Source organism: Bacillus tianshenii (genome assembly GCA_020524525.2).
Lineage (GTDB): Bacteria > Bacillota > Bacilli > Bacillales > Bacillaceae_N > Bacillus_AV.
This window is the reverse complement of the sequence record CP129018.1, coordinates 3,231,641-3,252,665: the sequence shown is the minus strand read 5'-3', so window position 1 is coordinate 3,252,665 and position 21,025 is coordinate 3,231,641. Positions and strand designations below refer to the sequence as shown.

17 protein-coding genes, 2 pseudogenes and 1 riboswitch are annotated in these 21,025 nt (G+C 39.5%); of the genes and pseudogenes, 11 read left to right on the top strand and 8 right to left on the bottom strand.

Annotated features, from left to right (window positions below):
- Nucleotides 1-105 precede the first annotated feature (105 nt).
- From LC040_16290 to tatC, 5 genes and pseudogenes are all read left to right on the top strand, one after another.
- Nucleotides 106-1,005: a hypothetical protein gene (locus LC040_16290; GenBank protein ID WLR50800.1), complete on the top strand. Its 900-nt coding sequence runs from the start codon at nt 106-108 to the stop codon at nt 1,003-1,005.
- A 293-nt stretch (nt 1,006-1,298) separates the two neighbouring features.
- A pseudogene (locus LC040_16285) lies at nt 1,299-2,456 on the top strand (dicarboxylate/amino acid:cation symporter).
- 202 nt (nt 2,457-2,658) lie between these two features.
- Nucleotides 2,659-4,266: a DUF839 domain-containing protein gene (locus tag LC040_16280; protein WLR53318.1), complete on the top strand. Its 1,608-nt coding sequence runs from the start codon at nt 2,659-2,661 to the stop codon at nt 4,264-4,266.
- 20 nt (nt 4,267-4,286) lie between these two features.
- A complete protein-coding gene (locus LC040_16275; GenBank protein ID WLR50799.1) occupies nt 4,287-4,466 on the top strand; it encodes a twin-arginine translocase TatA/TatE family subunit in 180 nt (59 codons plus the stop codon).
- Between the two features lie 68 nt (nt 4,467-4,534).
- Entirely contained in the window at nt 4,535-5,308 is a 774-nt protein-coding gene (gene tatC, locus LC040_16270) for a twin-arginine translocase subunit TatC (protein ID WLR50798.1), read from the top strand.
- Here tatC and LC040_16265 read toward each other — a convergent pair.
- Nucleotides 5,292-6,365 (bottom strand): lipocalin family protein, encoded by a 1,074-nt coding sequence (locus tag LC040_16265; GenBank protein WLR50797.1) that lies wholly within the window; start codon nt 6,363-6,365, stop codon nt 5,292-5,294. The genes tatC and LC040_16265 overlap by 17 nt on opposite strands.
- Nucleotides 6,366-6,538: 173 nt before the next feature.
- Between LC040_16265 and LC040_16260 the strand changes: the two genes are divergently transcribed.
- From LC040_16260 to LC040_16240, 5 genes are all read left to right on the top strand, one after another.
- Nucleotides 6,539-7,057, top strand: a complete 519-nt coding sequence (locus LC040_16260; protein WLR50796.1) for an acyl-CoA thioesterase — start codon at nt 6,539-6,541, stop codon at nt 7,055-7,057.
- Nucleotides 7,058-7,165: 108 nt separating this feature from the next.
- A riboswitch (cyclic di-GMP riboswitch) is annotated at nt 7,166-7,248 on the top strand.
- Between the two features lie 90 nt (nt 7,249-7,338).
- The gene (locus tag LC040_16255; GenBank protein WLR50795.1) at nt 7,339-8,451 is read left to right on the top strand and encodes a stalk domain-containing protein; all 1,113 of its coding nucleotides are present in this window, start codon (nt 7,339-7,341) and stop codon (nt 8,449-8,451) included.
- 93 nt (nt 8,452-8,544) lie between these two features.
- Nucleotides 8,545-9,006, top strand: a complete 462-nt coding sequence (locus LC040_16250; GenBank protein WLR50794.1) for a methylated-DNA--[protein]-cysteine S-methyltransferase — start codon at nt 8,545-8,547, stop codon at nt 9,004-9,006.
- Nucleotides 9,007-9,250: 244 nt separating this feature from the next.
- Nucleotides 9,251-11,104, top strand: a complete 1,854-nt coding sequence (locus tag LC040_16245; protein ID WLR50793.1) for a sodium:proton antiporter — start codon at nt 9,251-9,253, stop codon at nt 11,102-11,104.
- Nucleotides 11,105-11,259: 155 nt separating this feature from the next.
- The gene (locus LC040_16240; protein WLR50792.1) at nt 11,260-12,981 is read left to right on the top strand and encodes a pyruvate oxidase; all 1,722 of its coding nucleotides are present in this window, start codon (nt 11,260-11,262) and stop codon (nt 12,979-12,981) included.
- A 47-nt stretch (nt 12,982-13,028) separates the two neighbouring features.
- On the opposite strand, the gene LC040_16235 is transcribed toward LC040_16240, so the two are convergent.
- The 5 genes from LC040_16235 to LC040_16215 all read right to left on the bottom strand — a co-directional run bounded on the left by LC040_16235 (nt 13,029) and on the right by LC040_16215 (nt 17,809).
- A complete protein-coding gene (locus LC040_16235; GenBank protein WLR50791.1) occupies nt 13,029-14,432 on the bottom strand; it encodes an MFS transporter in 1,404 nt (467 codons plus the stop codon).
- Between the two features lie 234 nt (nt 14,433-14,666).
- Nucleotides 14,667-14,867 (bottom strand): DUF2892 domain-containing protein, encoded by a 201-nt coding sequence (locus tag LC040_16230; protein ID WLR50790.1) that lies wholly within the window; start codon nt 14,865-14,867, stop codon nt 14,667-14,669.
- 119 nt (nt 14,868-14,986) lie between these two features.
- Nucleotides 14,987-16,543, bottom strand: a complete 1,557-nt coding sequence (locus LC040_16225) for a BCCT family transporter (protein ID WLR50789.1) — start codon at nt 16,541-16,543, stop codon at nt 14,987-14,989.
- A 334-nt stretch (nt 16,544-16,877) separates the two neighbouring features.
- Entirely contained in the window at nt 16,878-17,480 is a 603-nt protein-coding gene (locus LC040_16220; GenBank protein WLR50788.1) for a class I SAM-dependent methyltransferase, read from the bottom strand.
- A gap of 116 nt (nt 17,481-17,596) precedes the next feature.
- Entirely contained in the window at nt 17,597-17,809 is a 213-nt protein-coding gene (locus tag LC040_16215) for a gamma-type small acid-soluble spore protein (GenBank protein ID WLR50787.1), read from the bottom strand.
- 139 nt (nt 17,810-17,948) lie between these two features.
- Here LC040_16215 and LC040_16210 point away from each other — a divergent pair.
- Nucleotides 17,949-19,047, top strand: a pseudogene (locus LC040_16210) (NADH:flavin oxidoreductase).
- A 38-nt stretch (nt 19,048-19,085) separates the two neighbouring features.
- Here LC040_16210 and LC040_16205 read toward each other — a convergent pair.
- Nucleotides 19,086-19,451 carry a DUF779 domain-containing protein gene (locus tag LC040_16205; protein WLR50786.1) on the bottom strand — a complete coding sequence of 122 codons (366 nt, stop codon included), beginning with the start codon at nt 19,449-19,451 and terminating at the stop codon, nt 19,086-19,088.
- Nucleotides 19,452-19,474: 23 nt separating this feature from the next.
- Nucleotides 19,475-21,004 carry an aldehyde dehydrogenase family protein gene (locus LC040_16200; GenBank protein WLR50785.1) on the bottom strand — a complete coding sequence of 510 codons (1,530 nt, stop codon included), beginning with the start codon at nt 21,002-21,004 and terminating at the stop codon, nt 19,475-19,477.
- Nucleotides 21,005-21,025: the final 21 nt, after the last annotated feature.

Genomic DNA, 21,025 nt, shown 5'->3' with positions numbered 1-21,025 from the left:
GAATACTTAGGTTGCGTTAACATTCTTTACACTGTGTTAAACATAAAAGAAGAAATTTCAATTTAATTGTGAGAAAATAAAGAAAAAGACGGAGGAGAGAACCAGGTGATTGATCAGTCATACTTAGAGAAGGGGTTAACAGCATTAGCGCATGCCGGGACGAAATCAGTATTTTCAGGTCATTATGGCGCAGCATTTTTGGCTGCTTATTTCATGAATGAAAGTCATGATCTACCGAGTTATGTACAAGAAGGCTTAGTTCGAAACTGTGAACAAATCGAACAGAGCCATTCAGAATTTTTTCAGTTATTTGAGCAGGCAACAGCTTCAAAAGATTTAGTAGACAAACTTGTTCGTAGTATTGATTTAAATTTAGCCCAATTGCGCTCTTCTGGTCATGGGGTTATCTTAGGCGTATTAGCATTAAAGGCTTTATTAGAAAGGCCTGAGCTCTGTACAGAGAAGATCGTTGAGGGCATTACTCTTTTAGTAGAAAATGCAGTAGATGATCGAGGTGACCGCTATTATGGTTATGATGATTACCGAATTGTAGAAAGTAATGATGTGTTCGGAATTCCTGAATATCATTCAATTGTAGATATGGTGGAGGTAGCGTTTGCAGAGTGCCGATTTGCAGCGCCAGATCGAAAGGTTGGCAATCGTTTTTATTTCTTTAGCGGAGAATTAGAGCATGGTGTTACACTTGCCCACGCTATTGTGGAATTAGATAAGCTTGGTTATAACTCCCTCGTCAAAAAGGGGTTAGCTATTCATCGCATTCAAATGCATTTGAATAGACAACGTCCAGAAGAGGTTCTCCGTGAAGTGGTGGTTAAGCCCACTTATTCATCAGTATTTGATGAAAGCTATTGGCGTCAGACCTTCACAGACCCACATAGCATTAAGGTACCTTACTCGGCTCTTTCACTTTTTAAAGATTTGTCAGAGCAGAAGAAGAGGGAGGCTGAATTTAATATTTGTAAGGTTTTATCGAATTTGTCATAAGGGCACCCAGTTGCCCTTTTTCTTATGTCCTTTTTCAAGGAAAGGATGGATAAGTTAGTGTAATTTAGGGAAATGTTGAAAGCGAAATATCATTTAAGTGCATTCGGATTGACGAAATGGGCTTCCTTTCTTATGATGATATAGTATTAAAATCTTATATAAATACTTGGTTTACTATGATAAATAAATGAAGGAGGTTGAATAAATTGGGTCGTCTATGGACTGCTTATCGTAATGTTCCGTTAATATGGAAAATTTCAATAGGGTTTATTTTAGGTATTCTCTTGGGCTTTTTGTTAGGGGAAGATGCCGTTTTCTTTAAACCACTTGGGGACTTATTTTTACGTTTACTTAAATTTATCGTGATTCCGATGATTTTGTTTACATTAATTTCTGGGGTTAATCAAACAAATCCGTACCAGTTAGGGCGTATGGGTGGAAAGATGTTGATGTATTATATCGTATCATCCGCATCGGCGCTTGTATTAGGGGTAATTGTTGCGTATCTTATTAATCCTGGAGTCGGATTAAGCATTCCTTCTGATGCGAAGGTTGATGTACCGGATGCGCCTTCATTTACCGAGATTCTGCTTGAGATTGTTCCAACAAATATTGTTCAAGCTTTTGTTGATCTCAACTTATTAAGTATTATTTTTATCGCATTAGTGTTTGGTTTGGCTATCGGAGCGATTCGCCACTCTGAATCAGAACAGCATAAGAAGTGGGGGGAACATGTTGTATGATTTATCAGAAGCAGGTGGTGAAGCAACATTCCGAATTATGGATTGGATCCTTCAATACCTATCGGGATCTTTGCTCTTACAGCAGTTACGGTAGGAGAGCAAGGGGCAAAAACATTAACGTCATTGCTAGGTTTTGTCGGTGTCGTATATGTAGGAATTGTGGTGCAATACCTTATCTATGGCGTGCTGCTTTCGATCTTTGGTATTTCGCCAATTGGATTCTTTAAAAATGTAAAAGAAGCAACCTTTACGGCATTTGTGACTAGAAGCAGCTTAGGAACACTTCCGGTAACAATCCGTGCTGCAAAAAATGTAGGGATCCGCGAGCGGTTATACAGTTTTAGCCTTCCGCTTGGGGCGACAATGAACATGGACGGAGCGGCATTGCGTGTCGGTGCATCCGTTATATTTGCAGCAAATGTTGTAGACATGGAACTAAGCTTTGGGACGATCATGATGATTATCGTCACTGGAACGCTCGCCTCAGTCGGAACAGCCGGTGTGCCCGGAGCAGGTCTAATCACCTTATCCACGGTATTAATTCAAGCGGGTCTGCCGATCGAAATCGTGGCCCTTATTGCAGCAGTTGATGCATTGCTAGGTATGGCAGCAACATCGTTGAATGTAACAGGGGATCTTGTAGGGTCTGCAATCGTTGATAAATCTGAAAAGAAACGTTCTTCTTCAATGGAAGTAATTCAAAATTAATAATCCGTATTTTAAAAACCTCCAATTAAGGATTCTTTTACCCTTAATGGAGGTTTTTTATTACTATTAACACCGTAATTAACTTTTCGTTAACGATATCTTTAAAAAATTAACGTTTAAAAGATAGAGGATTAATAATCATGTTTTATGCTGTTAGTGGATTACATAATTAAACTTCGAAAGGGTGTTTCATGTGTCAGATATGGATCGTCGTAAATTTTTGACTTATATGGGAACTGGAGCAGCAGCACTAACAGTGGCCTCTACAGGATTAGGTGCATTCGCAGATAAAGCAGCAGCAAAGAGTCACATGTTTGATAACAAGAAAAAGGTATCTGGAATGAAGTTTAAGCCAATTGCTCCTTCAGCTAAGGATGATGTTGTGTTGCCACGTGGTTATAAATACGATGTGGTAGCAGCATATGGAGATGTAATCAATAAAAAAGGCGATACGTTCGGCTTTAATAATGATTTCACATGTTATTTCCCAATTAAGAATTCAAGTGAAGAAGGCCTTCTATGGGTAAACCACGAATATACGAACGCAATGTTTGTTGAAGGTGAAAAGAAAAATGGAAAGTACACAAATCAGCAAATCGAAAAGCTACTTTATAATCAAGGTGGTTCAATTATTAAAGTGCATCGTGTAGAGGGTAAGTGGGAGATGGACACGACTTCTAGCTATGCACGTCGTGTAACAGGCCTAACGCCATTTCAATTAACCGGAGCAGCAAGCGGCTCAAAAGCTGTCGGTGGAGCAAAGAAAGTACAAGGTACATTTGCAAATTGTTCTGGTGGTAAGACACTTTGGAACACGCTTTTATCCTGTGAGGAGAACTATGAATATACGGCAAGAGATGCAGGTCTTGACGAAACTCATTATGGTTGGGTAATTGAAGTTGACCCATTCAATGAAAATTTTGCAGTCCGTAAACATACAGCGCTTGGTCGTTTCCACCATGAAAATGCAGCTATGGGTCTTACAAATGATGGACGAGTTGTTGTTTATATGGGTGATGATAAGCGCGATGCATGCGTATATAAATTTATTAGTAAAGGAAAATATGTCGCTTCAAGAGGAACAAATAACAGCAAGCTTCTTGAAGAAGGTACCCTTTATGCTGCCAACTTTGGAAAAGGTAGATGGGAACCGATGACAATTGAAAATGTACGCAATGCAATTAAAGATGACCAAGAATTGCTTGAAAAGTTCCAAACACAAGCGGACGTTTTAGTGAATGCTGATGAAGCAGCAAAACTAATTGGAGGGACACCGACAGATCGTCCAGAAGACTTAGAAATCAGCCCATTTGACAAAACAGTATTTATCGCACATACAAATAACAGCGATCATGGGAATTTCCATGGCCAAATCACACGGCTTTTCGAAGACAAGGATGACCTAGGTTCTCTAACATTCAACTTTGAAATCTTTGCAGCAGGTGGAAGACAAAGTGGTTTCAGTGCACCAGATAACCTTACATTTGATACAAACGGAAACCTTTGGACAGTGACTGATATCTCATCAAGCAAACATAATAAAGGAATTTATGAATCATTCAAAAATAACGGCATGTTCGTCATCCCAACAATGGGTAAAAATATGGGGGATGCTTATCAATTTGCCTCAGCACCAGTTGAAGCTGAAATGACAGGACCTTGGTTTACACCAAATGAAACGACATTATTCCTATCCGTTCAGCACCCAGGTGAAGAATCTGAAAGCTTAAGCAACCTAACAAGCATGTGGCCGCACCGACCTGGTGATACAATTCCACGCCCTGGTGTCATTGCTATCACTGGATTCTAAAAAATGAGGAGTTGATTTGCATGCTAACGAATATCGGAATTCCAGGCTTAATCTTAATTCTAGTCATTGCGCTTGTTATTTTCGGACCGTCCAAGCTTCCAGAAATTGGGAAGGCGTTCGGAAATACATTAAAAGAATTTAAAAATTCAACAAGAGATCTCGTCTCAGACGAAGAGACTGAAAAGAAAGAGAATAAGTAATTTCAATGAAAAAGGTGCAAGGGCTTCGATTAACTTGCATCTTTTTCTTATAAAGTGAGGGTAGAAAAATGGAACGAACAATGTCACTTGTTGATCATTTAGGTGAGTTAAGAAAACGGCTAATTACTGTGCTTCTTGCATTTACCGTATTTTTAATTGCAACATTTATTTTCGTGGAAGATATTTATCAAATGATTGTTAATCATTTTTCTGTAAAGCTTGCCATTTTAGCACCGACAGAGATTCTTTGGGTGTATTTTATGATTGCAGGGGTTTGTGCAATCGCTCTGACTATCCCGGTCGCAGCACATCAATTATGGTTATTTATTCGTCCTGCACTCTATCCACATGAACAAAAGGTGACGCTTGCTTATATTCCAGCATTATTTCTATTATTTGTGTTCGGTTTTGCATTTAGTTATGTGGTGATTTTGCCTATTGTGCTTAATTTCCTGATGGAGCTGTCAGGAGAGATGATGCAAACGTATTTTACAACCGAAAAATTCTTTCGTTTTCTATTAAATATGACCCTGCCATTTGGACTTTTGTTTGAGCTTCCTGTTGTGACAATGTTTTTGACAAGCTTAGGAATTATCAATCCATACCGATTACAGAAAGTACGGAAATATGCCTATCTTGTACTTGTCATAATTGCAGCTGTCATTACACCGCCCGATTTATTGTCTGAAATTCTTGTGATTATTCCGTTATTGTTATTGTATGAATGCAGTATTTTACTTTCGAAGGTTGTCCTACGTCGGCGTGAAAAAAAAGGAACTTTCCCTGGAATAATGAAGGAAGCAGTATGGGACTGCTTCCTATTTTTTAGGATAACCGACTAGCTCGGTAAATCCTTTTCCCCTTTAACTTAACGAGTTGCCCATTTGGTAATGCTTCATCGCCAATAACCGTACAAGCTCCTTCCCAAATGGCTTGAAGAGGTCCGATAATCGGCATTTCCTGCGCGTTAAAAATTGCTTCAACATTTATTTCCATTTGAAAGGCGGGGATTCGGATTCTCCAATTAATTGGATATTTGGCTCCTGTTTTTAAGCTGGTCCAGTATGAAAGAGGTTCAATGGCAACATTGTCTGTAAATTGGAGGGAACCATCCTGGGAGATAAGATTGGCCATGTGAGAAGATGTTTTCCCTGTTTTTATCAAACGTGTTTCGCTAATAAGCAATTCTCGGCCATCATCCAGTTGGAGACCAAACCAATTCCAACCTCTATCTTTAAGTAGCCCATAATCCCTTCCCCATTGATGATCAAACCATCCTTCGCCTTTAAGGTTTTCGATTGTATGCCGTCTTTTGATTTGGCCTTCTACATCGTTACGTGTATAAGAATAATAATAGAGATCACTTGGTTTGCCATCACCACCAATTAAGGCAACGGGCTTAGTTGGCGTAAAAGTTAGATTGATAAAATTTGATTTGGCCTTCATTTTCACTTGAAATGTACCTTTTTCCTCATCTTGAAAGGAAAGCTTTGCTTCTCCATAACACAATTCAGTCGGATTTCTTCCGATTGAAATATCCTTCAAGAGAGTATGGGGACGAGGGAGGTGCTTTGTGAGTAGTTGCTTGGATAATTTCCACATCTGCATGTTTGAAGGATGAAATAATAAGTAGCTTGGAAGGTAGAAGCCCAGCATTTGAAGGTACAATTTCTTATCAATTCCTGAAAAATTTTTTTGTGTTTTTGCTTTTAAGTCAATTAAGGAATGAATAAGATAGTGCCCTTTAATGCAATCGGATTCTCCAACTCGGAAAAAAGAAGCCATCAAGGCAAATTTGCTACCTTTGTGACCATCTAAGAACGTAAAAAAATACCACCATTCCACATTAGAGCTAGCGTGAGGCCCGGCATCCTTTGGAAGGTTCACTCTTGCTAACATAATATTACACACACCTTATTTTTTAATAAGGTATGCGAGTGGTACAAAAAGGGTACATAAAGAAGGAAATAAGTGAGTTGTTATAAGTAGTTGTCTAATAGGATAACAATGTTTTAACTATGATAAACTAAGTATAAAAGCTATGTACGATCATGAAAGTGAGGAATTGAAATATGGAAGCAAAACCTTGTCGGGCTTCATTATCAATTAAGAATTCACATGTGCTTCCTCCTGATACAAATAATCATGGGACATTATTCGGGGGAAAATTAATGGCGTATATTGATGATATCGGTGCGATTGCTGCCACTCGCCATGCCAGAAGTAGTGTTGTTACGGCTTCAACTGATTCCGTTGATTTTTTACAGCCAGTGTATGAAGGAGATGCAATTTGCCTCGAGGCATTTGTGACGTGGACACATAATACATCAATGGAAGTGTTTGTGAAGGCTGTTACTGAACACCTTCTTACTGGAGAGCGGCGAGTATGTACAACGGCATTTTTAACAATGGTGGCGGTTGATGAAGATAATAAACCTATACCTGTCCCGCCTGTATATCCTGAAACAGAGGAGGAAAAGTGGCTATTTGATGGTGGGGAAGCTAGGGCAGAACATCGTAAGCAACGCAGAGACAATTCCAAAGAGCTTGCAAGCCGCTTTGGAGCGAGCCTACCTTGGGATAAAAGATAATATTGAAAGCAGCACTCTTATTTTTAAGGGGTGGTGCTTTTTTTGTCACTTAAACAGGACTTAATGACCATGAATTATTTATCAGTTCATATTAAAATATCTATAAATAGATGATAATGGCAAACCCATCGAAAGGTGGCGACGCAAAGCTATAGGGGCTAACTCTTACGATATGCCAGCCAGCTGCCGAATAAACCTTCGATACAAGGTTAAACAGGCTTATTCGGGAAGGATAAGTCTATTTTGCATTAAAAAAACACAATCAGAGAGGGGAACATCATATGAAGAAGTATATCTTACTGACGTTAGCTTTGTTGTTAGCTGTATCTCCAGGGGTTGCAAGTGCAGATTATGCGTTAGATTTGAATGACGAGAACTTAATCGCCAAAAAAGATAAAGAAAAGCATGAAGATCGAGATCAAAAAGACAGAGAAGACAAAGAGGATGAAGAGAAAGCCGATGATGAAATAGAGAAGGAAGAGGATGAAGAAGAAGCCGATGATGAAGTAGAGAAGGAAGATGAAGAAGAAGCCGACGATGAAGTAGAGAAGGAGGATGAAGAAGAAGCCGATGATGAAGTAGAGAAGGAAGATGAAGAAGAAGCTGATGATGAAGTAGAGAAGGAAGATGAAGAAGAAGCCGATGATGAAGTAGAGAAAGAAGATGAAAACAAAGAAGAGCTTGAAAAATTGAAAGAAGAAAAGAAACAACTTCACGAACAGAAGAAAGAGGCTGAAAAGGCTCTTAAAGAACAAATTAAACAAGAACGTGAATTAATTAAAAAGCAATTTAAAGAAAACAAAGAAGAGCTTAAATTGTATGCTGAACAATTACGCAAAGAAATTGAGGCAATGAAGGAAGAAACGGAAGCGAAGGAAGAACTGCTAGAATCAGTTGCGGAATTTTATGAAGAAGCAGGCGAATTAGATGAAGCAGTTAAGGCTCAACAAGAAGCAGTAGAAGAAGATTTAGAGAACCTGGATCGATATAAGAAACTCGCAAAATTAATGGAGAAAAAAGGCCATAAGGGCATTAAGGCATTCGTTAACGGAAAACAACCAAACTTTGATGTACCTCCTGTTATTAAAGAAGGCCGTACATTAGTGCCGTTCCGTGCCATTTCAGAATCTTTAGATGCAGATGTAAAATGGAATGAAGAAGAAAGAGCTGTGTATGTCATGAAAGACGGTATTGAAATAAAGCTTGTTATTGGGGTAAAGAAAGCATATGTGAATGGTGAAGAAGTTAACCTTGATGCTCCTGCTGATATTTTGAATCAGCGAACAGTAGTACCATTACGTTTTATTAGTGAAGCATTTGGAGCAAAGGTTGAATGGGAGCCAGAAACAAGCAGTGTTGTCATTGTAGAAGATGAAGAGGTAACAGAAGAATAAGAGATCAGATCCAAGTCTTGCTATGATGCATGACTTGGGTTTTTTCTGTCTTTTTATATAATGAAGAGAGTTGCATGTGTGAGGGGGCACAATATGAAGAAATATTACGCTTATCAACATTCTCCAATCGGGTTAATTGAAATTTGTACGAATGAGAGTGTTCTTTTATCTGTAGACTTTGTAGAAAAGAAGCAAAGTTCAGCTGCAAATCCTCCGCTTATTTTGGAGAATGCCTATCAACAGCTTCAAGAATATTTTCGTGCTGAACGGAAGACCTTTGATTTAGAAGTTGCTTTGGACGGTACAGATTTCCAAAAGAAAGTGTGGAATGGGTTAAGAGATATTCCTTATGGAGAAGTATGGTCCTATAAGAAGCTTGCGACAAATATAGGAAATGAGAAAGCTGTCAGGGCAGTAGGAAATGCAAACAGTAAAAACTTAATCAGTATCATTATTCCGTGTCATCGTGTTATTGGTGCTAACGGAACATTAACAGGATATGCCGGGGGCCTTGACCGTAAGAAATGGTTGCTGGAACACGAAAAAAGTATATAACCATAGAAATGAAACACTCACTAAATAAAGTGGGTGTATTTTTTTAGTGGTTTCGAAACAAGTTGATCGACACAGGATAATTATTTGTTTAACATAGGTTTTGTATAATACATATATAATCATTGTATAAAAAATAAAAACTTTTTGGGGAAATGGTTTGTGAGTGTGTAAAAAATGGAATGGTAAAGAAAGATAATAGAAGATATCTCAATAAGAGATGTTGCGATATAAAGGGGGGATATGAATGGATTCAATGCTATTTAACTTTATGGTCATTGGAACCCTTGGTGTTGGATCACAGTGGCTTGCTTGGCGTTTTCGTATGCCTGCCATTGTTGTCATGTCCATAGCCGGTCTTCTTGCCGGGCCGATTCTTGGAATTATTAATCCAAAAGAAGACTTTGGAGATTTATTTAAACCGATTATTTCGGTTGCTGTTGCGATTATTTTATTTGAGGGCAGTTTGAACCTTGATATGAAGGAAGTGCGTGGCTTAGGTCGTCCTGTATTTCGAATTGTTACCTTTGGTGCAACGCTGGCATGGCTGCTTGGATCATTGGCTGCTCATTATGTTGCCGGACTATCCTGGGCTGTGGCTTTTGTCATTGGTGGATTGTTTATTGTAACAGGTCCAACTGTTATTTTGCCTTTATTACGACAAGCAAAGCTGAAGCCTCGTCCAGCAAAAATTTTAAAGTGGGAAGGAATCATTGTTGATCCATTCGGCGCTTTGCTTGCTGTTTTTGCATATGAAATTATTAAGTTTTTAGTGCTTGAAGAAGAAAAAATAAGCAGTCTCTTTCTTTTCTTCCTTGCTTCATTATTTGCAATTATCTTAGGTTATGCTTTGGGTAAAGGCATAGGCATGATGTTTGAAAAAGGCTATGTGCCGGAGTACTTGAAATCACCTGTTGTTTTTACAGTTGTTATTATTTGTTTTACTGCTGCCGATGAAGTAGCACATGAAACTGGGCTGCTTGCAGTAACTGCGATGGGAATGACACTTGCTAATATGCATATTGCTTCAATTGGTGATATGCGTCATTTCAAAGAAAACATTTCCGTTTTGCTTATTTCGGCAATTTTTGTCATGTTGACGGCTTCATTGACGCAAAAGACATTGCTTGAAATTTTTCATTGGGAAATTATTGCTTTTGTGTTGCTGATGCTATTTGTTGTACGTCCATTATCCGTATTTATATCGACGATTGGCACAGATTTGACCTTCAAAGAAAAAGTGTTGATTGGCTGGATTGCGCCCCGGGGGATTGTGGCGCTCACTGTGGCGGGGTACTTTGCCAGTGCCTTGCTCGGTTCAGGATTTGAAGATGCTTCAATTCTTATGTCACTTACATTTGCTCTTGTATTTGCAACAGTATGCGCCCATGGCTTTTCAATTAGTATTATTGCGAAGAAGCTTGGACTTGCGAATGATGAACAACCAGGCGTTATTATTGTAGGGGGAAGTAGCTTCAGTACAGGGTTAGCTAAGGTGCTGCAAGAAATGAAAATCCCAGTGCTGATTTCTGATTCTTCATGGCAACGGCTTCTTCCAGCTCGAAAAGCTGGTCTACCTTCATACCGTGGAGAGATTTTATCAGAGCAAACTGAGTATCATCTAGATATGACCCCATATGAGTATATTATCTCTGCTACAGAGCTTGATTCATACAATGCGCTTGTCTGTACGACTTTTGTTCCTTCTTTCGGGCGCAACAACTTATTTCAATTAAGTCTGCGTAATGAACACGGCGATGATCTTGAGGACCTTGTTTATACAATTGGTGGGAGAATTCTCTTTAATAAAGACTCCTCATGGGAAGAGCTTAATAAGCGAATTGAAAGCGGGTTTATCTTTCGCAAAACAAATCTAACAGGGAAGTACAGGTTCAAAGATTATTTAGCTGATTGCGGACCGCAAACAACCTTGTTATTTATTAAGAAGGAATCTGGTAAAATACAATTTTTCACGCAGGAAATTGATATAAAAGGTGAACCAGGTGATGTGATTGTAAGCCTAATGCCACCAAGTAAAGAATACAAGAAAATAAATGAACGATTAGAAGAGCAACGACGACAATCGTCAGAAGCTAATTAATCATGATGAAGCCCTTTTCCGGTGTAGGAAGAGGGCTTTTTTTGAAGAGAAGGGACTATTTAGCTACTTTTTTGACTTATGAGGAATTGCTCGTTTTTATTGTGGTGGGAAGGGAATGACATACATAACGAATCTATCACATAGGAGGTCTTCCTTTGTTTAATAAGCGAACAGGAGAAATTGTAGTAGATCGATTGAAAGAATGGGGCGTAGATCACGTATATGGACTACCCGGTGATTCGATTAATGAGTTAATTGAAGACTTACGCAAAGCAAAAGATGATATTAATTTTATTCAAGTAAGGCATGAAGAAGTCGGGGCGCTTGCTGCTGCTTCATATGGAAAGCTGACAGGTAGGCTTGGTGTGTGTCTGTCGATTGCAGGTCCTGGTGCTGTTCATCTTATGAACGGCCTGTATGATGCGAAAGCGGATGGTGCACCTGTGTTAGTGCTGGTAGGTCAAGTTGACAGTAACTTGATTGGTACAGATGCCTTTCAGGAGATAAACCTTGAACGAATGTTTGACGATGTAGCTGTGTATAAGAAACGAGTTGTATCAGAAGAGCAGCTACCTGACTTAATGAACCAAGCGATTCGGACAGCATATGCGAAGAAAGGTGTCTCAGTGCTTATTTTGCCTGATGATATTATTGCGCGGGAAATGAAAGTTGAAGTTCCACTAACGTCGTCTGTTAAGCCAAAAATCAACCTATCACCGGCTGCATCAGACTTAGAGAAAGCAGTGGAAATGATTGATGCAGCAGACAGGCCAGTTATTCTTGCCGGAAAAGGCGCATTAAAAGCACGTGAAGAACTATTAGAGCTGACAGAGGTAACGGGAGCTCCAGTTATTGTATCCTTGCCGGGTAAAGGAGCTATTCCAGATACTCATCCATCTTGCTTAGGGCACCTAGGACAAATTGGTACGAAGCCTTCTTATCATGCCATGCAAGAAACAGACTTACTTATAATGGTAGGTACGTCCTTTCCATACCGAGAATTTCTGCCGAAAGAAGCAAGAGCTGTGCAAATTGACTTAGACCCGACTCAAATTGGGAAGCGCTACCCGATTGATCTCGGGCTCGTTGGTGATGCGAAGCAGACATTACATTGGATAAACGGCCGAATTAGTCGTAAACGAGATCGCTCATTCCTTGAGAAGTATCAAGAAAAGATGCAGGAATGGAATCATGAACTGACAATACAGGAAGAAAGACAAGAGGCACCTTTACAAGGACCGCAAGTAATTCATCAATTGCAAAAGACAATTGAAAAAGATGCCATCCTTTCTGTTGATGTAGGGAATGTAACTGTATGGATGGCACGTCACTTTAAGATGGATCATCATAAAATGGTGATTTCAAGCTCAATGGCCACGATGGGATGTGGACTTCCAGGTGCGATTGCCGCGAAAATTGCTGAACCTGAACGACAAGTTGTTGCAGTATGTGGAGACGGTGGGTTTTCAATGGTGATGCAGGATTTCATCACGGCTGTGAAATATAAGCTTCCAATCATCGTCGTTATCTTAAATAATGAAAAGATCGGAATGATTAAGTATGAACAGGAAGCGATGGGACACTTGGAATATGTGACAGAGCTAGGTGGTATGAACTTTGCTGCCTTTGCAGAAAGCTGTGGTGGAGAAGGCTACCGCGCACATAATTATGAAGAGCTTGTTTCAGCCTTCCAAAAAGCCTCCTTCACAAGCAAGCCTGTCATCATCGATGTTGAAATCGAAGAAATCCCGCCATTACCAGGTAAGATCGGATATTCTCAAGCGGCCAATTATACAAAATTTATGATTAAAAAATATTTTGCAGATGGGAAAATTGAATTGCCGTCTGTTAAAAAGAGTATGAAACGCTTGTTTTAATAAAAAAGGGATTAACTCAAAACCAGCTTTGAGTTAATCCCTTTCTTTTAAGAAAAGTTATTTTGAACTTGATTGTGTTTTCGTTCGGTTTTAATGAACATAATCGTAAAAGTTGTTAAAGCGATAACGGCAATTGTCGTCAGAATGAGAAATACATTGCTGTAGATGACATTCTCTCCGCTAGCAGATAACGGATTTAAGCTTATTTCCACTGATTTGGAGTCTAAAACTTTTCCCAAGATAGCACTGCTTAGCGCACCAGCAAGAAAGTTTAATAAGTTAAATAAACCGATCCCAACGCCGTTTTGCTTGTCGGGTAAGACAGATGAAAGTAAATCTGCCGTCGAGCTTTGGATAAGCGGAAAGCCAAGGTATGAAATAAGCAAGCACGTTGCAATGACCCATGCAGAAGCGCCTGCGAAGGTTGAAATGAGAATAGTTCCAGTGCCAATTAACATTAAAGCTGCTTTAACGACAGGAACGCCGCCTTTTTCATCAATAATTTTCCCGCCAACTTGTCCAATAAAAGCAGAGGTCATTGCTCCTGGAAATAACACCAATCCAATTTGGAAGGCTGTGAATCCATATAAGTCCGCTAGCATAATCGGAATCACAAAGATTAAGCCAAATAACACAGCAATACTTAAGAAGCTTGTGAACACGGTTGTTGAATAGCGTATATTTTTTAAAATTTCAGGTTGAATAAATGGTTCATCAACTGAGATGGTTCTCCATACAAATAGTCCCATAAATACTGCAGAAGTTACTGCTGTATACCATAAAAAGGTCGTAATAAAAAACAATAAATTCGCGACAGCAATTGCTAATAAGGCAGCCCCGATATAATCAATCTTTCCTTCACGTTTCTCTTCTTGTGGAAGCCATTTGCGGAATAATGGAATCGCAAATGAAGCAGCCACTGATAGTAAGAATAAAAAGCGCCAGTTTAACAGGCTTGTTACAACGCCACCGAGAATCGGCCCGATACCAGAAGCGAAAGCGACGGTTGAAGAAACAATTCCGAAGACACGCCCTCTTTCCTTAGGTAAAAAACGTGCCGGGATCAAAAAAGACAACGCTGGAATCGTTGCTCCTCCGATTGCTTGTAAGACACGTGCAACAACTAATGTGCCATAGTTAGGCGAAAGAAAGCCGATGAAAGCACCGGTAGAAAATAGTGCAATTCCAATTGTTAACAATGTACGAATTGGATAGATATCTGCAAGCTTTCCGTACATTAAGGAACCAATTGAAAAGATTAAGATATAGCCCGTCATGACCCAGCTAACTTCTGACGGTTTTAATTGAAAAGTATCTGAGATATCGGGTATGGCTACGTTAAACATCGTACCGTTCATAACTGAAAAGGCAAGAATCGTACAAATTAAGATAATAAGACGTTTCTTTTGCCCGGCATCAAGTTCTAAATCAACCGTTTCATTGGTCTGCATAGGGCAGTGCCTCCTTTCTAAATCTTTTTATATGTAATATGAAAGCTTTTGTGGGCAATCGTTACTTGTTTCATCATATAGATAAACGAAACATTCTGCAAAGCAATATGCATTTATTGAGAGAAATTTATTATAGATATATAGGTAGAAAAAGGTCCAAAGCTGTGCCTTGCATTCAAAACTTATATAATAGAAGAAAGACGCCTACATTAAAATGCAGGCGTCTTTTCTCATTTAACAGCTTTTATTTTTGCATGTGTTTAGACCAAATAATGTGTAAAGAGGGCAGAAGTTAATAAACGAAGTAAGAAGCAGAATGACGCCAACAAAGCCTACATACTTTACAGCAGAATCCGCAATAAAAAATAAAGAAAGAAGTACAAGACCTAATACAATACGAATCAGCTTATCCGTTTTACCTATATTTTTTGGCATTTTTTAAACCTCCCTTTATCTATATAGTAATACACGTATATGTATATTAAAGATAGAAAATATGTACAATTTAGGAATAATAAAAAGCACAACCTCTAGATAGAAGTTGTGCTTCTTGATTATTCAACGGCTTCTGTTTCTGCTTTCTTTTTATGTTTTTTAACTCTTTGACGTTTTGGTATATGAGGTTCTTGCTTAAAGTATTTATAAATGGAAAAGCACATAAAGATCAAAATAATCGTAAACGGCAAGGCTGTTACAAGTGAAGCAGTTTGTAAGCCTTGTAAACCACTGCTAATAATTAAAACTATTGCAATCGATGCTTGTAAGACACCCCAAATCATTTTAACTGGCATATTAGGGTGAAGGGTCCCTTTTGATGTCATCATTCCTAACACAAATGTTGCAGAGTCTGCTGATGTGATTAAGAAAGTAAAAATCAATGTAATTGCCAATACAGAAAGAACTGTATCAAATGGGAAATAAGAGAATGTTTCGAATAAGGCTGTTGTCACATCGTTCTGAACAGCTTCAGCAATTTTCGTTCCTTTAAATAAGTCCATATGGAGGGCTGTTCCTCCAAAGATTGCCATCCAAACTGCAGCAAGAGCTGGTGGGATAATCATCGTCCCAATGATAAACTCACGAACTGTACGCCCTCTTGAAACACGAGCTACGAATGAGCCGACGAATGGAGACCATGCTATGACCCATGCCCAGTAGAAAATTGTCCAGTCTCGAATCCACTTTCCTCCGCCTTGATAAGGGGTGAGACGAAGACTCATTTCAAAGAAATGTTGAATATAATCACCGATTCCAACAACTAAGCTATTTAGGATAAAGACGGTTGGACCTAAGAATAGGAATAGGAGCATTAATCCAAGAGCTAATGCTAAGTTCACATTACTTAAAATTTTGATTCCTTTATCAAGGCCTGAAGTTGAAGATATCGTATATAAAACCGTTAGAATAACCGTAATAACGATTTGAGAGACAGCAGAATTTGGCGTGTCAAATACATAATGCATCCCGCCATTAATCTGCATAATTCCAAGCCCAAGTGATGTTGCAACACCTGTAACAGTTGCAATAACTGCTAGTGTATCAATTGTTTTACTAAATTTCGGTTTCGAGTTTGTTTTTGAGAATACGCGGAATGACTCACTAATTAAGCTCTTTTGATTCTTACGAAATTGAAGGTAAGCAAGAGCTAGACCTACAACAGTAAAGACTGACCATTGATGGACACCCCAGTGAAAGAAAGAATATCTCATTGCTAATCTAGCACTCTCTGGAGTTTGCGGGTCCATTTCTTTCAGCGGTGGATTCATGAAATGTTCCATTGGCTCAGCGACACCCCAAAAAACAAGACCTACTCCAAAACCTGCGCTGAACAACATGCCGATCCACGTGAAAAATGAATACTCCGGCCGTTCATCATCATGACCAAGTCTTATCTTGCCATACTTACTAAAGGCTAAATAAAGTAAAAAGAGCACAAAGAATAATACAGATACTAAGTATAACCACCCAAAGTTAATAGTTGTAAAATTAAATAATTTCGTAGCTTGATTAGATAAGCTATCCGGAGAGAGCGCTCCCCAAATGACGAAAGCAGTGGTTACAATAACAGATACCCAAAAAACGGGATTATGATACTCTGGTTTGTTGTCCATGGTGTTCCTCCTCTAAAATTAAGGGGCATAGTGTTTTGTAGACCCAAGATCCATTCCCAAAAACACCTATTAGAAAACGTAAAACAAAGATGAAAATTTGACAATGAGTGGCTTGCACGGTTTTTAAATTTAGTCCAATCCAAACCTTTTGTAGTAAATAAATGGATAATTAAGTGTTTGAAAAGCTGTTCTTAAGTTACTTAAAAAACAAAATAACAACTGAAAACCTCTTAAAGTCCTGTATATTTCCCTTAATAATCAAAAAGAATAATGTTATGGAAAAATAGTAAAGGGAGGCTCTGCTATTGAAAAAGGGCCGCATTTCCTAGAGGGATTAATCTTTTTTCCCAATTACGGAAACAGTATCTGTTGGTTTTGTTTCTTTAATTTTTAATTTAACGTCAGAGAAACCAGCCATGATTAAATCATTCATAATTTTATCGCCAACTTTTTCGGTCGTGTTATCTGTTGCACCCTTGGCGCGGGGCTGAAGAGTGATGGCGATCTGGCCTTTTGGCTGCAACATAGCGTGTATATTTCTAAGGCACGTCATGTTGTCTTCCCATAGAGTATAGTTATTAACTGAAAATACTTTATTGAACTTGCATCCGAAGTTAGGAAGGTCCTTCACGTCTCCTTGATACAAATCAATTTTTCCTTCTTCAATTCCTTTATGGTTTTCATTCTTTGCTTGCTCAAACATCACATCTGAATAATCAATGCCAGCAATGAAAACAGTCGGGAAAGAATCATTGATATATTGAATTGCTTTACCAGGTCCATAACCGATTTCGAGAATATTGTCATTTTGTTGGATGTCCAAGAGTGAAATTGTCCATTCATTTATGTCTTGATTACTTGTTGCAAGCACTTTGCCAATAATCCAGCCAAACCAGCCTCTTGGCTTTGCGAATTGCTCAAAGAATAGTGCTAACAATGTTTTCACCTCTTTTTACCTTTTTTTAACCCCAAAAGTTGTTAAGTAAACAAAAGAAGAGGTTGACTCATAAGACAGGTTTTTATCCCTGTTGCTTTGAGTCAGCCTCTTTGGCATTAGGAATGCTTATGAGACATTGATTGTTGGACATTCTTTCGAACAGCTTCAATATTTGTGTCGCTATATATTTCTGTACCGTGGCCGCCGGTTGTTTTGGCAAGTAACTCTTTTACTTCGTTGTAACTCATGCCAGAGCGTTCATTTTGCCTTTTTACTGCGTCAATATTTGTACCAGAAGAAGCGATGCGGTCTTGTTGGTTATCTTGCAATGTATCCACCTCCGTAATATTAATGTGGGAAGTTTCCGTCCTGCTTATTCTGCCTGGAACAGATTGCCGGGTTTGGTGAGTAATTTTTTAGGTTAAAGACATACGTATAGGTAATTGTATTTTTAAAGGGGTGTCTTCAGTGATAGATAGCGAAAAATTATTTACAAGTGCACAGGTTAATGAAATTAACGTGGATAATCGTTATGTCGTAGCGCCGATGACACGGATTAGTGCTGAAGATGATGGTAGGGCAAACGACCGTATGAAGGATTATTATGTACGTTACGCGAAAGGCGGATTCGGGCTTATCATCACAGAAGGTACGTATATCGATAAAACGTATAGCCAAGGGTATAAGAACCAGCCTGGTTTGGCCGATAGTGAGCAAGAAAAAGCCTGGGAACCGATTGTAAAGGCTGTCCATCAGCATGGAAGTAAAATTTTCGCTCAACTAATGCATGCAGGAGCACTCGTCCAATATAATCGCTACACAAATGAAACCGTAGCGCCTTCAGCAGTAAAACCAAAAGGTGAGCAGTTAGCATTTTATGGTGGAAAAGGGGAGTTCCCAACACCACGAGAAATGACAATTGATGACATCCATGATGTTATCAATAGCTTTGCAGAGGCTGCAAAGCGTGCGCAAGCAGCGGGGTTTGATGGCGTGGAAATTCATGGCGCGAATGGGTATCTATTAGATGAATTTTTAACAGATTATACAAATGAACGCGATGACCAATATGGTGGTAATATCACAAAGCGTTTACAACCTATGATAGAAGTTGTCCAAACCGTAAAAGAAGCGGTTGGAGCAGAGTTTCCTGTGGGCATTCGAATTTCACAAGGGAAAGTAAATGATGCCGAACATAAGTGGGCAGGCGGAGAGACAGAAGCGAAAGACGTCTTTGAAATGCTCGGGAAGAGTGGTATCGATTATTTGCATGTAACGGATGCAGATGGTGAGCAAAGTAGTTTTGGTGAAGGAACGATGAGCTTAGCTAAAGCTGCAGAAGTATACAGCAGTGTCCCTGTTATTGCAAATGGTCAATTAGAGGATGTTGAAAAAGCTGTCCGACTTATTCGTTCAGGTGCAGCGGACTTTGTAAGTGTTGCAAAAGGAGCGCTTGCTAATCCAAATCTTCCGCATAAAGTGAAAAAAAGGCGAACCACTTGCTGAACTCGATGCGAAAGCAATTTTAATGCCGCTTGCTTATATTAAAGATGAAGAACTTCAATAACAGAAAGAAGGCACCTAGGTTCAGGTGCCTTCTTTCTGTTATTCCTCTTTCATCTGGTCAATTTCCTCTTGGGTAAATACTTTTGAACGTGTTAAGAAACGTTTTCCTTCAGGTCCTTCTAGTGAAAACATGCCCCCTCTTCCATCAACAACATCAATAATCAGCTGTGTGTGTTTCCAGTATTCATATTGATCCTTACCAATATAGAAAGGACAATCACCAATCTCACCTAAATAAATGTCATTTGTGCCTGTAAGAAAATCATCTTTCGGGTAGCACATCGGTGAGCTTCCGTCACAACAGCCGCCTGATTGATGAAAGAGTAATGGACCATGCTTATCTTTCAACCGTTCGATTAATTTGAGTGCTTCATCTGTTGCAAGCACACGCTTTACTTCACTCATTGTTTCACCTCAATTCGGTGATTTTAGAAGAAGCCCATCGCTTTAGGACTATAGCTGACAAGAAGGTTTTTCGTTTGCTGATAATGATCAAGCATCATCTTATGGTTTTCGCGGCCAATACCCGATTTCTTATATCCTCCGAATGCGGCATGTGCCGGGTATGTGTGATAGCAGTTTGTCCAGACACGACCAGCTTGAATGCCGCGGCCAAAGCGGTATGCAGTATTAATGTCGCGCGACCAAATACCAGCACCTAGCCCGTACAATGTATCATTTGCGATTTCCATTGCTTCTTCGTCACTACTGAATGTTGTTACAGACACGACAGGTCCAAAGATTTCTTCTTGGAAGACACGCATTTTATTGTGACCTTTGAAAATGGTTGGCTTTACATAGTAACCTGATGAAAGATCCCCTTCGAGAGAGGTATTCCGTTCACCACCAATTAAGCATTCAGCACCTTCTTGTTGACCAATGTCAAAATAAGAAAGGATTTTTTCTAGCTGCTCATTTGATGCTTGGGAGCCGACCATGGTTGCTTCATCTAATGGGTTACCTTGCTTAATTTGTTTGACACGCTCCAGTGCTCGTTCCATGAATTTATCATAGATGTTTTCGTGAATAAGCGCACGAGAAGGGCACGTACAAACTTCCCCTTGATTCAATGCAAACATAACGAAGCCTTCAATGGCTTTATCTAGAAAGTCATCATCCTTTGACATAACATCCTCGAAGAAGATGTTTGGTGATTTACCACCGAGCTCTAATGTAACTGGAATTGTGTTTTGCGAAGCATATTGCATGATTAGACGTCCTGTTGTTGTTTCCCCTGTGAAAGCAATTTTTGAAATCCGATCACTTGAGGCAAGCGGCTTTCCTGCTTCAACACCGAAGCCATTCACTACATTCACAACCCCAGCAGGCAAGAGATCTCCAATCAGTTCAATAAATACCATAATGGAAGCAGGTGTTTGCTCAGCAGGCTTTAATACAACACAGTTGCCTGCAGCAAGTGCAGGTGCAAGCTTCCATACTCCCATTAGAAGCGGGAAGTTCCACGGAATGATTTGCCCGACAACACCAAGTGGTTCTTGAAAATGATAGGCAACAGTGTCATTATCAATTTCACTCAATGTTCCTTCCTGTGCCCGGATCGCGCCTGCAAAATAGCGGAAATGGTCAATTGCGAGCGGAACGTCTGCTGCTTTTGTTTCACGGATCGGTTTTCCGTTATCCCATGTTTCTGCTACAGCAAGCATCTCTAGGTTTTCTTCCATTCGATCAGCAATTTTGTTTAAAAGATTCGCACGTTCAGCAACAGACGTCTTGCCCCACGCTGTTTTTGCAGCATGTGCCGCATCAAGTGCTTTGTCAATGTCTGAGGCATTTGAGCGGGCTACTTCACAGAAAACTTGCCCTGTAACAGGTGTAATATTTTCGAAGTACTCGCCGCTTTCAGGCGCTGCCCACTCCCCATTGATAAAATTTTCGTACCGCTTTTTGAAATTTACCTTTGCTTCAGGTTCTCCTGGTCGTGCATAAACCGCCATCATGATCCCTCCATTTCAGATTAT

Coding starts and splice junctions, on each gene's coding strand:
- LC040_16235 (WLR50791.1), bottom strand. CDS start 14,432: ATGCAGACCAATGAAACGGTTGATTTAGAACTTGATGCCGGGCAAAAG.
- LC040_16225 (WLR50789.1), bottom strand. CDS start 16,543: ATGGACAACAAACCAGAGTATCATAATCCCGTTTTTTGGGTATCTGTT.
- LC040_16265 (WLR50797.1), bottom strand. CDS start 6,365: ATGTTAGCAAGAGTGAACCTTCCAAAGGATGCCGGGCCTCACGCTAGC.
- tatC (WLR50798.1), top strand. CDS start 4,535: ATGGAACGAACAATGTCACTTGTTGATCATTTAGGTGAGTTAAGAAAA.
- LC040_16230 (WLR50790.1), bottom strand. CDS start 14,867: ATGCCAAAAAATATAGGTAAAACGGATAAGCTGATTCGTATTGTATTA.
- LC040_16260 (WLR50796.1), top strand. CDS start 6,539: ATGGAAGCAAAACCTTGTCGGGCTTCATTATCAATTAAGAATTCACAT.
- LC040_16275 (WLR50799.1), top strand. CDS start 4,287: ATGCTAACGAATATCGGAATTCCAGGCTTAATCTTAATTCTAGTCATT.
- LC040_16245 (WLR50793.1), top strand. CDS start 9,251: ATGGATTCAATGCTATTTAACTTTATGGTCATTGGAACCCTTGGTGTT.
- LC040_16205 (WLR50786.1), bottom strand. CDS start 19,451: ATGAGTGAAGTAAAGCGTGTGCTTGCAACAGATGAAGCACTCAAATTA.
- LC040_16255 (WLR50795.1), top strand. CDS start 7,339: ATGAAGAAGTATATCTTACTGACGTTAGCTTTGTTGTTAGCTGTATCT.
- LC040_16250 (WLR50794.1), top strand. CDS start 8,545: ATGAAGAAATATTACGCTTATCAACATTCTCCAATCGGGTTAATTGAA.
- LC040_16200 (WLR50785.1), bottom strand. CDS start 21,004: ATGATGGCGGTTTATGCACGACCAGGAGAACCTGAAGCAAAGGTAAAT.
- LC040_16280 (WLR53318.1), top strand. CDS start 2,659: ATGGATCGTCGTAAATTTTTGACTTATATGGGAACTGGAGCAGCAGCA.